This is a genomic window from Hymenobacter seoulensis, assembly GCF_054780535.1.
Map to the genome: position 1 here is coordinate 1,345,734 of NZ_BAAGWD010000001.1, position 13,841 is coordinate 1,359,574.

General features: G+C 54.9%; 13 protein-coding genes and 1 pseudogene. 12 read left to right on the forward strand and 2 right to left on the reverse strand.

Translation table 11 applies throughout. The features are described from left to right. Window positions 1-146: 146 nt before the first annotated feature. The gene (locus tag ACYVHC_RS05795; RefSeq protein ID WP_460612717.1) at window positions 147-581 is read right to left on the reverse strand and encodes a CsbD family protein; all 435 of its coding nucleotides are present in this window, start codon (window positions 579-581) and stop codon (window positions 147-149) included. 258 nt (window positions 582-839) lie between these two features. On the opposite strand from ACYVHC_RS05795, the gene ACYVHC_RS05800 reads away from it, so the two are divergent. From ACYVHC_RS05800 to ACYVHC_RS05825, 6 genes are all read left to right on the forward strand, one after another. Next, on the forward strand, window positions 840-1,073 hold the full coding sequence (locus tag ACYVHC_RS05800) for a Kazal-type serine protease inhibitor family protein (RefSeq protein WP_460612718.1): 234 nt from the start codon (window positions 840-842) through the stop codon (window positions 1,071-1,073). A 96-nt stretch (window positions 1,074-1,169) separates the two neighbouring features. After that, window positions 1,170-1,541 carry a cupin domain-containing protein gene (locus ACYVHC_RS05805; protein WP_460612719.1) on the forward strand — a complete coding sequence of 124 codons (372 nt, stop codon included), beginning with the start codon at window positions 1,170-1,172 and terminating at the stop codon, window positions 1,539-1,541. Window positions 1,542-1,762: 221 nt separating this feature from the next. Further along, a complete protein-coding gene (locus tag ACYVHC_RS05810; protein WP_460612720.1) occupies window positions 1,763-2,623 on the forward strand; it encodes a dienelactone hydrolase family protein in 861 nt (286 codons plus the stop codon). Between the two features lie 16 nt (window positions 2,624-2,639). Further along, window positions 2,640-2,921, forward strand: coding sequence for a hypothetical protein (locus ACYVHC_RS05815; RefSeq protein WP_460612721.1), 282 nt, complete (start codon window positions 2,640-2,642; stop codon window positions 2,919-2,921). A gap of 118 nt (window positions 2,922-3,039) precedes the next feature. Continuing rightward, window positions 3,040-3,651: a hypothetical protein gene (locus tag ACYVHC_RS05820; RefSeq protein WP_460612722.1), complete on the forward strand. Its 612-nt coding sequence runs from the start codon at window positions 3,040-3,042 to the stop codon at window positions 3,649-3,651. 467 nt (window positions 3,652-4,118) lie between these two features. Further along, on the forward strand, window positions 4,119-5,573 hold the full coding sequence (locus ACYVHC_RS05825; RefSeq protein WP_460612723.1) for a carbohydrate-binding protein: 1,455 nt from the start codon (window positions 4,119-4,121) through the stop codon (window positions 5,571-5,573). 79 nt (window positions 5,574-5,652) lie between these two features. On the opposite strand, the gene ACYVHC_RS05830 is transcribed toward ACYVHC_RS05825, so the two are convergent. After that, window positions 5,653-7,230, reverse strand: a complete 1,578-nt coding sequence (locus tag ACYVHC_RS05830; RefSeq protein ID WP_460612724.1) for a M28 family metallopeptidase — start codon at window positions 7,228-7,230, stop codon at window positions 5,653-5,655. A 356-nt stretch (window positions 7,231-7,586) separates the two neighbouring features. Between ACYVHC_RS05830 and ACYVHC_RS05835 the strand changes: the two genes are divergently transcribed. From ACYVHC_RS05835 to ACYVHC_RS05860, 6 genes and pseudogenes are all read left to right on the forward strand, one after another. After that, window positions 7,587-8,384 (forward strand): alpha/beta fold hydrolase, encoded by a 798-nt coding sequence (locus tag ACYVHC_RS05835; protein WP_460612725.1) that lies wholly within the window; start codon window positions 7,587-7,589, stop codon window positions 8,382-8,384. A 177-nt stretch (window positions 8,385-8,561) separates the two neighbouring features. Next, complete coding sequence (locus tag ACYVHC_RS05840; protein ID WP_460612726.1) at window positions 8,562-9,539, forward strand: alpha/beta hydrolase family protein; 978 nt, start codon at window positions 8,562-8,564, stop codon at window positions 9,537-9,539. Window positions 9,540-9,652: 113 nt separating this feature from the next. Then, a pseudogene (locus tag ACYVHC_RS05845) lies at window positions 9,653-9,943 on the forward strand (GIY-YIG nuclease family protein). A gap of 285 nt (window positions 9,944-10,228) precedes the next feature. Then, entirely contained in the window at window positions 10,229-12,040 is a 1,812-nt protein-coding gene (locus ACYVHC_RS05850; RefSeq protein ID WP_460612727.1) for an ABC transporter ATP-binding protein, read from the forward strand. Between the two features lie 57 nt (window positions 12,041-12,097). Continuing rightward, the gene (locus ACYVHC_RS05855; protein ID WP_460612728.1) at window positions 12,098-12,502 is read left to right on the forward strand and encodes an SH3 domain-containing protein; all 405 of its coding nucleotides are present in this window, start codon (window positions 12,098-12,100) and stop codon (window positions 12,500-12,502) included. A 157-nt stretch (window positions 12,503-12,659) separates the two neighbouring features. Next, the gene (locus ACYVHC_RS05860) at window positions 12,660-13,667 is read left to right on the forward strand and encodes a hypothetical protein (protein WP_460612729.1); all 1,008 of its coding nucleotides are present in this window, start codon (window positions 12,660-12,662) and stop codon (window positions 13,665-13,667) included. Window positions 13,668-13,841 lie beyond the last annotated feature (174 nt).

The window sequence follows — 13,841 nt, forward strand, 5'->3', positions numbered from 1 at the left end:
GCACCGGGCTAGTAGGTAACGCGAAAAGTATAGAGTTGTTTGGATACTTGAGGCACCTAGGTAGCGAAGTAAGCCCAACCGCAGGACAACAAAAATCCCCTGCCTTCAAGGAAGGCAGGGGATTTAAAAAGTAAGCTGGAAGTAGCTTACAGGTCGTTCAGCATTTTAACTACTTCGTGCTTGGCTTTGCCGAGCTTGTTCTGCAGGCGGCCTACGAGCTCGTCGCCCTGGCCTTCAGCGTACTCCAAGTCTTCGTCGGTGAGCTGCGCATACTGCTGCTTCAGCTTGCCTTTCGACTCGTTCCAGTCACCTTTCAGTTTCAGTTTAGAGCCGGGAGGCGTGATGCCCATATCTTCCAGCTTCTCGATATAGCCTTTGAACTTCGAGTCGAGGTCTTCGCCATATTTAGAGAGCTGCTCGCCCAGCTGGCCGCTGTACTTAGTAGCAGCCGAGCCCAGCTTTTCGCGGGTAGCTTTGCCTTTATCAGGAGCCATCAGCAGGCCCGCAATGATACCAGCGCCAGCACCGGCCAAAGCAGCGAGAAGGATTTTTCCGGAGTTGTCTTCTTCGTGGTATGACATAATTCTTGGGGAGAGAAGGAATGAAAAAAATAGGGTTCAATGAGTTCGGTACTTGGTACCCGGCGCAACCAGCTGGCTCCTTCTAAGGTGAGCAGTGGGCCCCGGATATGGGCAGCTATACGAAGGCGTGCGGCCCGGGTTTTGTACGAAAGTAAAAATTAGCGAACTAAAATATTCTGCCACTTCCACGTATTCGGTGCGGGTTGCCGTATTTTGACAGCTAGTAGTTGCCTTATCTTGCTCCTTTCCCTGTTTTCCATGATGAAAAAAGCTTTTCTGCTCGGAACGCTGCCCCTGTTGCTAGCGGCCTGCCAACAGGCTACCCCTCCCACGGCCCAAAAGCCATGCATTGATGCCAGCAAGATCCGGAAGGATGCCATGTGCACCATGCAATATGTCCCCGTGTGCGGCTGCGACGGCAAAGTGTACGGCAACGCCTGCCAGGCCACCAATGCCGGCGTAACTAGTTTCGTGAAGGGCGAGTGTAAGTAAACCCTGCCTGGGTTCAGGCCTTTAAGGATAGCGTGTGCTATTACCCCCTTCAAAGCCCGTAACCCCACTCATCATCACCCTCTACTCCTTCTTCTGATGTCTGAAAAACGATATTTCCGCCAGCAAAACCCTTTTATTGTTCCTACCACGGATGGCAAGCTCATCGAAGAGCACATTGGGCAGGCCAGCACCGGCACCAGCGAGTATAGCGTGGCGCACATGGTGGCCCCGCCCCACTGGAGCGAACCGCACCAGCGCCCCGAGTTTGACGAGGTAACGATTGTGGTGCGCGGCCGCAAACGGTTTGAGGTAGATGGCGACCTAGTTGAACTGGGCGCCGGCGAGTCGTTGCTTATTAAGGCTGGCGCCCGGGTGCGCTACTCTAACCCGTTTGATGCCGAGTGCGAGTACTGGTCTATCTGTGTGCCGGCATTCAGCCCGGCCACCGTGAACAGAGAAGAGGAATAGCCTAGCCCCTGTTGGCCGCCGAAGCCTGCCGACTAGGTGCTTTGGCGGCCTGAAGCGTTGCTCTACTGAACAACTGTTTCGGGTGTCACTGCTGCGCTTTCACTAGCCCGACTCCTGAACACACCGAGCACAGCCCAGCAATGGGCAACAGCCCCGCACCCATCTGACGACCAGGCTTCTACCAGCCGGAAAATCTGGAGGACAAATAATAATCTTGACCTATGGACCAGCGCATTATCAACCTCTTCGATGAGTACACCCACGCCCCGCTTTCGCGCAAGGAGTTTCTGGATCGGCTGCTGAAGCTGGCCGGCGGCACGGCCCTCGCCGCCGCTGCCCTGGCGGCGCTAGAGCCCGGCTACGCTACTGCCGCTACTGTTCCCGTTGATAAGCAGGATCTGGTAACCGAAGAAGTTACCTGGGCGGGCGAGGCAGGCATCACGATGAAAGGTTACCTAGTGCACCCCAAGGGCAAGAAAAAGCGCGGGGCCGTGGTGGTCATCCACGAAAACCGGGGCCTTACGCCGCACATTAAAGATATAACCCGCCGTGTGGGGCAAGCCGGCTACCTGGCGCTGGGGGTTGATGCGCTGTCGGTGTTTGGGGGCACCCCGGCCAATGAAGACGAAGGCCGCACGCTCATCGGCAAGCTCGATAAGCAGCAGAACCTGAACAACTACTTAGCGGCCCTGCGCTACCTGCGCCAGCGCCCCGACTCCAATGGCAAAACCGGTTGCGTGGGCTTCTGCTGGGGCGGTGCCATGGCCAACAGCCTCGCTACCCACGATGCACAGCTGAACGCCGCCGTGGCCTACTACGGCACCCAGCCGCCCCCCGAAGACGTTCCGAATATCAAAGCCAGGCTACTGCTCCACTACGCCGGCCTTGATGAACGCGTGAATGCGGGTAAAGGCGCCTACGAAACCGCCCTTAAAGCCGCAGGCATCCAGTATGAACAGTATGTATATGAAGGTGTAAACCATGCCTTTAACAACGACTCCTCGCCGGCCCGCTACAACGCCGAAGCCGCCCAACTGGCCTGGAGCCGAACGCTGAAGTTGTTCAAGCAACAGCTAAGCTAGCGCTCTGCCATACAGTATGCATGATATCTTATTAGTCCTGATTATGACTTCGCCGCTGTTGTGGCTGGTAAGTGTGCACCTGCTCCGGAACTGGCAGTATTTCTGGCGGTACTTCATCTGTAACCTATTGGTGCTTTGTGCGCATCTGTACCTGACGCTACAAGTGCTCCACCTAGGGCATGATGAATATGGCCTTAAGCGGCTGGTTGCCGTACTAGGTGCCATTGTGGTTCATACGTTGCTTGGCTTTGGGCTGGCGTTGGCTATTCGCTATGGCCATCGAAGCTTCAACTTCTAACATAAGCTTGGCGTGTACAGCTGCCTTTCTACCAGCAGTAAACCTGGTGATAGGTACGGGCCACCACGCTAGATTCGGACTCAGTACGATTTCAATGGTATCACACAATTACTACCCCATGAGTTTTCTAGGAGCTTTGTGCTGCTCTCTACTGCTTGGCGCGTGTCAAGAGGCGAACACCAAACAAGAGGATGAGCTGGTCAACAGAGCAGCACGGATAGAGAAAGCCCAGCGCAAAGCGGCGGCCGCGGCCGAGGAGAACGACGAGTACCTGGAGTGGAACACGGTAACTATTGGCGGCAAGCAGCCCTTGCTTGGCAAAACGCAAGACCTATACCAGGCATTAGGCCAACCCGATAGCCTAGTAAGCCCTAACCTGAATGAGGTATGCACCTCCTTCTACAGCCGGAAGTTTCAGTACGCTCATTTCAAACAAAGCTTGGCGGAAGTGTACGGCGACACGGCCGTGCTGGAGTCCATCGACTTCCGGCACAATCCCGGCCTAGCACTGCACACGCCCAGCATCACGCTCACGCACAACACCACCATGGCGGAGCTTTCTAAACTATTTCCATTGGCTGTAAAGGCCCAAAACGCCGTGACGGTAGATGGCTTTGGCAAGGTGCGGGCCGTGCGCCTGGCCACCGGCAAAACGCCTGCTGATGATGCATGGCTTCTGTTTTTCGACAAAGGCAAACTAATCCGCATCGACCACTGGATGCCTTGTTAAACAAGGTGCTTTTGCTGTTTTACTAGCCTTCTGGAGAGGGCAAACCCTGGCCGGCTCCGTCCACCCTGCGTGGTACGGAGCTGGCCGTTTCATTTGGCCACAGCCGGCTTCACGTGCCAGGGTAAAAAACTTTGGCAATTGGCTGGTTTTTCAGTTGTTTTTTAACTGATGCACTAGGGTTAGGCAAGGCCTGCGGGGGAGCCGCAAAAGCAATATATAATGCGTTTACTTGGATGTGAGGTAAGCGTATAGCGACGGCTAAAGGCGCGATTTGGGCACTACAGAGGGGCTTGCATTGGCAGAAAAATCACGGATACTTAGCACTCCGCTTTGGCACTGTTAGCATGGTAGTAACGCTTTGCATCAGGCTGAAAGTGGAGTTGCCGGCTCGGCTTTGCTAGCCCCCTCGCTAGCGCAAAGCCCCGGCATCACCCTGCTGCTCTTCTGTCCACCAAAACCCACAACCAATGAAACGAACTTTTACCTCCCTGCTGGGAGCAGCCACGCTATGGCTGCTAGGCACCGCTCCCGCCCAAGCCCAAACCTACCAGCAAGTCTGGGCCGATGAATTCACGAATGGCATTAGCTCCAGTTGGGTGTTTGAAACCGGCGGTGGCGGCTGGGGCAACAACGAAAAGCAGTATTACCAGCGCGCCAACGCTACGGTAGCCAACGGCATCCTGCAGATTACAGCCAAAAAGGAAACCGTAGGCGGCATGCCCTACACCTCCTCGCGCATGAAAACGCAGGGCACAAAGGAGTTTAAATTCGGCAAGATTGAGGCCCGCATGAAGTTGCCCCTGGGCCAGGGCCTGTGGCCGGCTTTCTGGATGCTCGGCAGCAACATCAACACGGTGAGCTGGCCTGCCTGCGGCGAAATTGACGTGATGGAGCACATCAATTCCGAAAACAAGGTGTACGGCACGGTACATTGGGACAGCAACGGCCACGCCGAATACGGCGGCAACATTATCACCACGCCCGATGCCTACCACGTGTATACCGTGGAGTGGGAGCCCACCTACATCCGGTGGTTTGTAGATGGCACCAAGTACCATGAAATCAACATCACCAACGGTACTGGCGGCACTGAGGAGTTTCAGCGGCCCTTTTTCCTTCTCTTGAACCTGGCTGTGGCTGGTAACTGGCCGGGCCAGACCGTGGATGAAAGCAAATTGCCTGCTACCATGTACGTCGACTATGTGCGGGTGTATCAGAAATCAGGTACCACCACGCCTGCTCCTACTGCTACCCTCATTCAGGCCGAAAGCTACAGTGCCATGAACGGCGTGCAGCTAGAAACCACCACCGACACCGGTGGGGGCCAAAACGTAGGCTATATTGATGCCGGCGACTGGATGGCGTACAACAACGTAAACTTCCCCGTTTCTGGCACTTACACGCTGGAGTACCGTGTGGCCAGCCCTAGCGGCGGCACCCTTTCCTCTGACTTGAATGCCGGCGCAGTACAGCTCGGCAATACGACCATTCCGGCTACCGGTGGCTGGCAAAACTGGACCACCGTTTCCCGGAGCGTGTACATCAATGCCGGCACCTACAACTTTGGCGTGTTTGCCCAAACCGGCGGCTGGAATCTGAACTGGATCAGGATTACGCCGCCCGCCAGTGCCAAAACCGCTACCGTTACGGCTACAACCAAACCCCTGCACCGTAAGGATTTGGGCGTTTTCCCAAACCCCTACAAGGCTGGTGAGGCATTGTTTATTGAGCTGCCCAACCAGAACCTCGCCAGCCCTTCTCAAGTTGAAATCCTGGATGTGAATGGCAAGCAGGTATGGAACACCACCGCTTTTGGTCCCGAGCTGAAAGTAGAGAAAGACCTGCACTTGAAAAGCGGCGTGTATCTTATTCAAGTAACCAACTCGACAACTAAGTCAGTACAAAAACTGCTGGTAAACTAAGAGTACTAGCCCTTAGTGCACAAAAAAGGCCCCGCTACCGTAGCGGGGCCTTTTCATGGTTTACGTATCTAGCAAAACACTACATGCGCTGCTCAGGCTTGGCAGCGGGCAGTGGTTTGCGGGGCAGCTTTTGGTCGCGCATGGCCGCCTGGTATACAAACGAGGCGACGAGCACTGAAGCCTGCTTAAGATCGTCGGCGGGCAGGCGCTCGTAGGTGTCCATGTTGGTGTGGTGGGTGCGCGTGCCGTAGTCTAAAGGGTCCTGAATGAACTGAAAGCCCGGCAGGCCCACGGCATCAAACGAGAGGTGGTCGGTGCCGCCGGTGTTGCGCAGCGTTACGGTGGTAGCGCCTAGGTCGGCGAAGGGCGCCAACCACTCCTGGAAGATGGGGACCACGGCTTCGTTGCCCTGCGCATAAATACCCCGGATTTTGCCGGCGCCGTTATCAAGGTTGAAGTAGGCGGCCAGCTTTTCGTGCTCAGGCAACACCTTCATGGTAGCGGGGTCAGCGAAGTGGTTTTTCACGTAGTTACGCGAGCCAAACAGGCCCTGCTCCTCTTCGCCCCACAACGCAATCCGGATGGTGCGGCGCGGCTGCACGCCCGCAGCCTTCAGTATCCGAACGGCTTCCATCATGATGGCGCAACCAGCCGCGTTATCCGTAGCGCCCGTAGCGGCGTGCCACGAATCGAGGTGGCCGCCCAGCATTACTACTTCACTTTTCAGCTTCTTATCAGTGCCCGGAATTTCGGCTACCACGTTGTAGCCCTTCAGGTCTTTGTCCTGAAAACGGGTGCGAGACTCCAACTCAATTTCTACCGGAATGCCCGCTTCGGAGAGGCGAATGAGGCGCAGCTGGTCTTCGGGAGCCATTTCCAGCTCGGGAAGCACGGGCTTGGCATCGGAGGCGTAGGGCGCACCGTTGCTGGTGAAGAAAGTGCCATCGGAACCGCCGCGAGTGGTGCTCAGAATAGCCGCTGCGCCTTCGCTCATTAGCATTTCTGACATTTTGGTGCGCAGGGCCAGCATGGTGCGGCGAGCGGCCATGCGCTGCTCCATTTCGACAGCATTGGGCTGAGCCGCCGTAGCTTCCGGCTTGTAGTCGGCCATTTTCTTCAGCTCGTCGTCGGTGTAGCGTTTGGCATCGGGCTCGAAGCTGGGTTTGGGTGGGTTGACCACATCCATCAGCACAATTTTGTCGCGTAGCTGGCCTTTGTATTTGTCCAGATCGGCTTCCGTAGTGACTTTCACCACAACTACCTGCTTTTTGAGGGCGCCATTGGTGCTCGGCGTCCAGGCTTTAGGAGCGCCAATGAGCGTGTGGTAATACGGCGCCGTCATGGCCACATACGACTTCTCGATATCCCAGCCCCGGCCGAACGTGCCCCAGGGCTCAATAGCAGCTTTGGTGAGGCCCCAGCTCGTGAGCTGCTTCTGCGTCCATTGGTTGGCGCGGTTCAGGCCATCGGAATTAGCCAGGCGCGGACCGCACACATCCGTCAGGTAAAAAGCCGTTTCCATTACTTTGGAGCGGTTCAGGCCTTCGTCCTTGATTTTGGCCAGCATAGCGGGGTCGGCTTTGGTGCCCTGTTGGGCAAGTGCCGGCGCAGCAACCACGAGGCCACTGGCCAGCGCGAGAAGTCGGAGTGTATTCATGCAAGGATTGGTTGGAATGAAGATGCTTAGGAAGATAAAGTACCTGAAGTTAGCGCGGCGTTGCGCCACCATAGTTAGGTTCAGCTTAAAATGTAATACTAGCCCTTCCTCGCAGGCAAACCTCCCAGAAGTAGCGGCTCGTTTTCTTTCCCGGTTAGGCCACTAGGTCCAAGTAATATGTAAAGGCCTCCTAACGCTTATTTGTGGCCTACAGACGCAGCATGGAAGCTTTTAGCCCCTAGCGCTGCGGGTTACTGACGACTTCCCAAAGCAGGAACATATCCTATTTTGATAAATATTTGACTTATTTAGTGAATTATGGTATATATTATCCATGCTCCCATTATCCCCCGGCCATGATAAATGTGATTAAGCGCAATAACGTGAGGATAGTAGGTCAAGGGTCCCGCACCTTGTTGTTTGTCAATGGCTTTGGCTGCGACCAAACCTTGTGGCGCTACATCATCCCGGCCTTCTCGCAGCACTTCCGGCTGGTGCTGTTTGACCACGTGGGCGCGGGGCTTTCCGATGCCTCGGCCTACAACCCCGCGAAGTACGCCACGCTTGATGGCTATGCACAAGATTTGCTTGACATCTGTCACTTCCTTGACCTGAAACAAACCATTCTGGTGGGTCACTCCGTAGGCGCCATGATTGGCGTTCTGGCCGCAATTAAAGAGCCTGAGCACTTTGAGCAGTTGCTGCTGTTGTGCCCGTCGCCGTGCTACCTCAACGATGCCGACTACCGAGGCGGCTTCGACCGCGACGATATTGATGCCATGCTGGCGTTTATGGAGCAGGATTATGTGGGCTGGGCCGATTCCTTCGCGCAGCTTATCATGGGCAACCCCGACCGGCCTACGTTGGCCACGGAGCTGATCCACAGCTTCTGCCAGAATGACCCTACCATTGCCAAGCAGTTTGCCCGCGTCACGTTTCTGGCGGATAACCGGACGGATGTGAAGCAGGTGAAAACGCCTTGCCTGCTGGTGCAGTGCGCCGAAGATATTATAGCACCGCCCGAAGTTGGAGAATACTTGAAGGCCGCCATTCCGGATGCTACACTTATTACCCTGCCCGTGTCCGGCCACTGCCCGCACATTAGCGCGCCCACTGAAACCCTGCAAGCCATGGAAGACTTCATGGCCGCCTAGTGGCACTAGCCCTTATATGGGTTCAAACCTCTTGTAGTTGGGGCTTACTTCCTGAATCAAGCGCACATGGCCAGCTTATGCGCCTGGTTACTACCTTCAAAACTTTATGCATCTTCGGGCAGTCAGCCAGCCAACTGGTGCTCTAGGAAAATACTCTTCATTCTTTATCGACGGTTTGTGTCGTTTCGCTACCTAGTATTTAGCGGCCTATGGCTGCTGCTACCATTTCTCGCCCTCGCCCAAACACCCGCCCCCGACAGCAGCTACACAGCCAAACTGCAGGCTCCTGGCGTGAAAATGATTTCCATCGACGGCAAGTATAAAGTCTGGACCCAGAAAATTGGGCAGGGGAAAATCAAGCTGCTGCTGCTCCACGGCGGCCCTGGCAACACGCACGAGTACTTCGAGAACTTTCCGGAGCACTTGGCCAAGGAAGGCGTCGAAATCTATTACTACGACCAGCTCAACTCCTACTACTCGGATAAAACCGACGACAAGAGTGTCTGGGAAATCAACCGGTTTGTGGAGGAAGTGGAGCAGGTGCGCCAAGGCCTCGGGCTAGATAATTTTTACCTACTCGGGCACTCGTGGGGCGGCATGCTGGCCCTGGAATATGCCGCCAAATATCCGCAGCACCTGAAGGGGCTCATCACCTCGGATATCGGCTATAAGGCTACCGTGTTCAACAAGCACCGCTTCAGCCAATACGCCGCCATTATCGGGCGCCGGGCAGCCACGGAAGGCAAGGTTATAGCAGGCCTCGATACGATGGGACTTAAGGCTCTCTCGCCGTACATCACGCCCGACGTAATGAAGGAGTTTCGGCAACTCCACATGATGCGCCTGCCCCAGGAGCCTGCCACCTTTACCCGCAGCCAAGCCCACATTACGCGCACCTACGCCGGCTATTTCATGCCGTTTATGCTGGCCTGGGATTTCTCTGACCGCCTAGCCTCCATCAAGCCGCCAACCCTGGTTATCGGCTCCCAGCACGACTTTATCCCGACCGCCGATATTGAGTACATGCAGAAGCAGATTCCGAACTGCCAGAAATACATCTGCCCCGAAGGCTCGCACTACGCTATGTGGGACGACCCCAAGCACTACTTCCCGGCCCTGATCAAGTTCCTGCGCAAAACGGAGCGGAAGGGGTAATTCACTAGCTCTATGTCCAGGCGAAACCGGAGCAGCTCGCCCGCAACCGATCAGACTCCTTCTGCGAAGTTAGCAGTGCACAACGAACTCATGGCAGCAACTTTTTCTGTTTCATGTACCTGTATCTGCTCTCAAACCCTACCCATACAGTGCTATACACGGGCGTAACCAACAACTTGGAACGGCGCTTATCTTAGCACAGCCAACAGTTGGGTAGCTGGGGCAAATTTACCGGTCGCTATCAGTGTAATGTGCTTGTGTATTTTGAAACATGTTCAACTGCAGCTCAGGCCATTAGCAGAGAGAAGGAAATCAAAGGGTGGAGCCGCGCCAAGAAAGAGGACCTAATTAGCAGCCTGAACCCCACTTGGGCGCCAATCGACTTGAGCACATGGGCTGGTTAATACTGGCTTCTCATAATAGAACGTCATGCAGAGCGCAGCGAAGCATCTTGCGTGCTGACGTTGTTAAACCAGTTCAATAATCCGAGCGAGATGCTTCGCTGCGCTCTGCATGACGTTCTGCGAAGCCCAATGAATCTGCCATTACTATAAAAGATTCAAGTAACAGGTGATACTGGTGAGTATATCCGGGAAGAATGGTGAAGTACTGTATTATTCCTTCCGAATAACCCCTACCCCTTGAAGCTCGTCTAATCGGCTACTCCTCACCTAGCCCCGCACGACCCGATGAGCCTCTGGGAAATAATTAAGCGCCTATATCCGTATGTGCTGCCCTACCGGGGGCTGGTGGTGGCTACACTGCTGCTTACCCTGGTAGGCTCATTGGCGGCGCAGGTAAATCCGTTTGTGCTGCGCTATACCGTTGACACGGTGCAGAGCATGTTGGACCGCAACCAGGGCCTAGCAGAGGGCGCTGATCTGCTGCTGCTGGTAAGCGCCCTGCTACTAGGCAAGGAAATCATCAATACCGGCATCCAGTTCGGGCAGAAGTTCTACGGCGAAAAAATCCGCATCAACGTATCGAGCACGCTTTCTCAGGATGCGGTGCACAAGGTGCTTAGCTACCAGCTCGGCTTCTACTCCGACAGCGGCAACCAAACCGGCAAGCTCCAAACGCGCATTGACCGGGGTGTGGAAAGCCTTATGAAGCTGGTGCAGAACTTCTTCATTGACATTCTGCCGCTGTTTGCCAACTCCATTGTGGCGCTGGTGATTATGTTCATGGCCAACCTCTACGTGGGGCTGGTGGCCGTAGCGGTGCTGCCGGTGTACTTCTGGCTGAGCTACCGCCAGGCCGATAAGCTCAACGGCACACGCCGGGCGTTGCGGGGCCTGCGCGAGGCCAAAAGCCAGGGCCTTGTGAACCTGATTGACTCGGCAGTGGTCATCAAAAGCTTTGTGCGCGAAGACTATGAGGAGCAAAAGCAGGCCCGCGTACAGCAAAACCTGCAGGAAGCCCAGCTCCAGACGCGCAAAACCAACTTCCTCTACGACGGCCTCAAGACCTTTACCGAGCAAATTGGGGTGGTACTGATCATCATTCTGACAGCCTACTTGGTGCTCGACCGGCAGATTAGTATCGGGGCCATTATGTTCCATATTCTGCTGTTCAACAACGTATCGGCCCCTATCCGCCAGCTGCACCGCATCTACGACGAAATGAACGACGCCCTTACCTACTCCGAGGGCTTCTTCGATATCCTGGACGCCGAGGATGCCGTGGAGCCCACCGGCCAGCTCTTACCCGACAACTTAAAAGGCACCTTCGACATCTGCAACGTTGACTTTACCTACCCAAGCGGTACCCAGGCCCTGCACGATGTGTGCCTGACTATTGAGGCCGGCAAAACCACGGCGCTGGTGGGCCTGAGCGGGGCCGGCAAAAGCACCATCATTAACCTGCTGTGCAAATTCTATGAGCCCGACCATGGCAAGATGCTCCTCGATGGCAAGCCGCTAGTCAACTACAACACCCATGCCCTGCGACAGAAAATTGGGCTAGTGCTCCAGAAGAACCACATTTTCAAGGGCACCATTGAAGAAAATATCCGCTACGGCGTGATGGACGCCACGCTAGAGCAAATTCAATATGCCGCCAAGCAAGCCTACTTGCATGAACAGATACTGGAGCTCCCAAAAGGCTACGAATCGGATGCCCAACAGCTTTCGGGCGGGCAGCAGCAGCGCATTGCCATTGCCCGGCTGTTCCTGAAAAACCCACCCATCATCTTCCTCGATGAGCCCACGGCTTCTCTCGACGCCATTGCCACCGAGCAAATCAAGAACTCCCTCGATGCCATTAAGAAGGGCCGTACGGTGGTCATCATCTCCCACAGCCTAGCCCAGATTGTAGATTCCGACTGCATTTTTGTGATGAAGCAGGGCCGGATGGTGGAAAGCGGCACCCACGAAGAGCTCTATGACCTGCGCGGCACTTACCGCGAAATCTTCGACGCCTCCGCCCGTAGCCTCAACATCGAGAAGCTGGCCCGGATAATGGTGGACGACGAGGACGAGGTAGGCGATACAGCGGCGTGAGGTACATCTATCCTGTAGCCTGCCTACCTTTGAAACTCATATCTTCTTTAACGACAGATGGGTTTTACAATTACTCCGATAGCACATCGTGATGGCAAGTGGCGTGTAAACTGGATGCAACTGGCTATCTGGATTTTATTTATCCATATATGTCTTACACTATGGGTTAACTATATGATAGGCCCAACCCTGCATCCAGTATCGGTAACTGGAAAAAACGTGCCCGTCTATACAATGGCTACTGATACCGCGCGAGCTTCTCACGTTATTGGGACAGTTAATGAAGGTAGTACTGTGGATTTAGCGGGGATACAGGCCGATGGCTGGTGCCAAGTATCGTTGCCGGAAGCTGGATTCCCACGTTTAAATGGGTATATCCAGCAACGATTCCTGTTGATTCCTGAATCGAAGCGGAAGGCGTTGAAAACTCAGCAGAAGCTACAACAGAAAGACTACCAGTAGTGCAAGGCAAAACCCTGCCTGCTACTATCCTGCAACATGCGGTTATTTCAGGATGGCGCCGAAACGAATTGAGCTGGGATAAGGTAAAACGGTCTTTTACTGAGTAGCAGGAAAGCCACAGGGGCTACCTTTGAGCCGTATTCTTGCCTTCTGCCCGATGAAACATTTTCTCCTGGCTGCCCTGCTGAGCTGTAGCCTCGCCACCTACGCCCAGAAACCTCCGTTTAGCATCCAGACCATCCGACTGCCGAAGGAAATTGCGGACCGCAACAATCAGTTTTCGGGGTTGCACATCTACAACAATACGCTGCTGCTATTAGCTGAGAGCCGCTTGCAGGAGGGCGCCGAGGCCAAGGTGTATGCTATTGACCTACCCGGTATTGATGCCCAGGTAGCAAAGAAGCCAGCGCAGGAGCTGGGGTATAGGAAATACGTCATTCAGGACCTCGACAAGCTCAGGGCACGACTTGATAGCCTGGGGCAGGTGTACGAAGGACTGGAAGGCCTGACAATGCTGGGCAGTACCGCCTACTTTTCCATCGAAACCACCACGCCTTCGCCTTACTGCTATGTGCTGAAAGGGGTAGTAGATGACGCCCAAGGAATCATCAGAATGGATACGCACTACCTGGTTCCGCTGGCCAAACCGGCTCTCACCAACGGCACCCACGTGCACAACGCCGGCTTTGAGGGTATCACGAGCTACGACAACAACCTGCTGCTGCTCTTTGAATACAACTACTTCACGCACGATAACTACGCCTTTCTGCTACCCCAGGCAGCGGCCACAACCGACGTTCCGCGCTATGTGCCCGTAGCTCGGTTGCCTTTCCGCGTGACAGATATAGTGCCGGATGGCAAGAACCGTTTTACGGCCATTAACTATTTCTACAATGGCGCCGAAGACAGTGTGTACCGTACCTCGCCATCTGCCCCGGATACTCGATTTATCCGAAACGGAGCCGATTACCAGAATTATTGCCGGCTAATCAGCGTGAAGTATACGCGCAAGAAACTACGCTGGAAACCGTTGTTTGAGCTTCCCAAGGAATACATGACCTACAACTGGGAAGGAATTGCGGGCTACAAGGGCGGGTATTTCCTGATCAACGACAAATACGGGCCATCCAACCAGTCTACCTTGCTGTACTTGCAGAAGCGGTAAACCGCTGTTGGTTAGCACGGTGCTATGTGGTGCGTTACAAAATGCGGTTTTATCTGTTCTAGCAGCTTCCGCCACGTGAGTTGCTAGCCTTTTCTGGCCTTGCTGACGCGTGTCACGTAAGGGTCCTACACTACGCTTGCCGTAGCAAGTACCCCTAGAACCTTCCATCAGCCT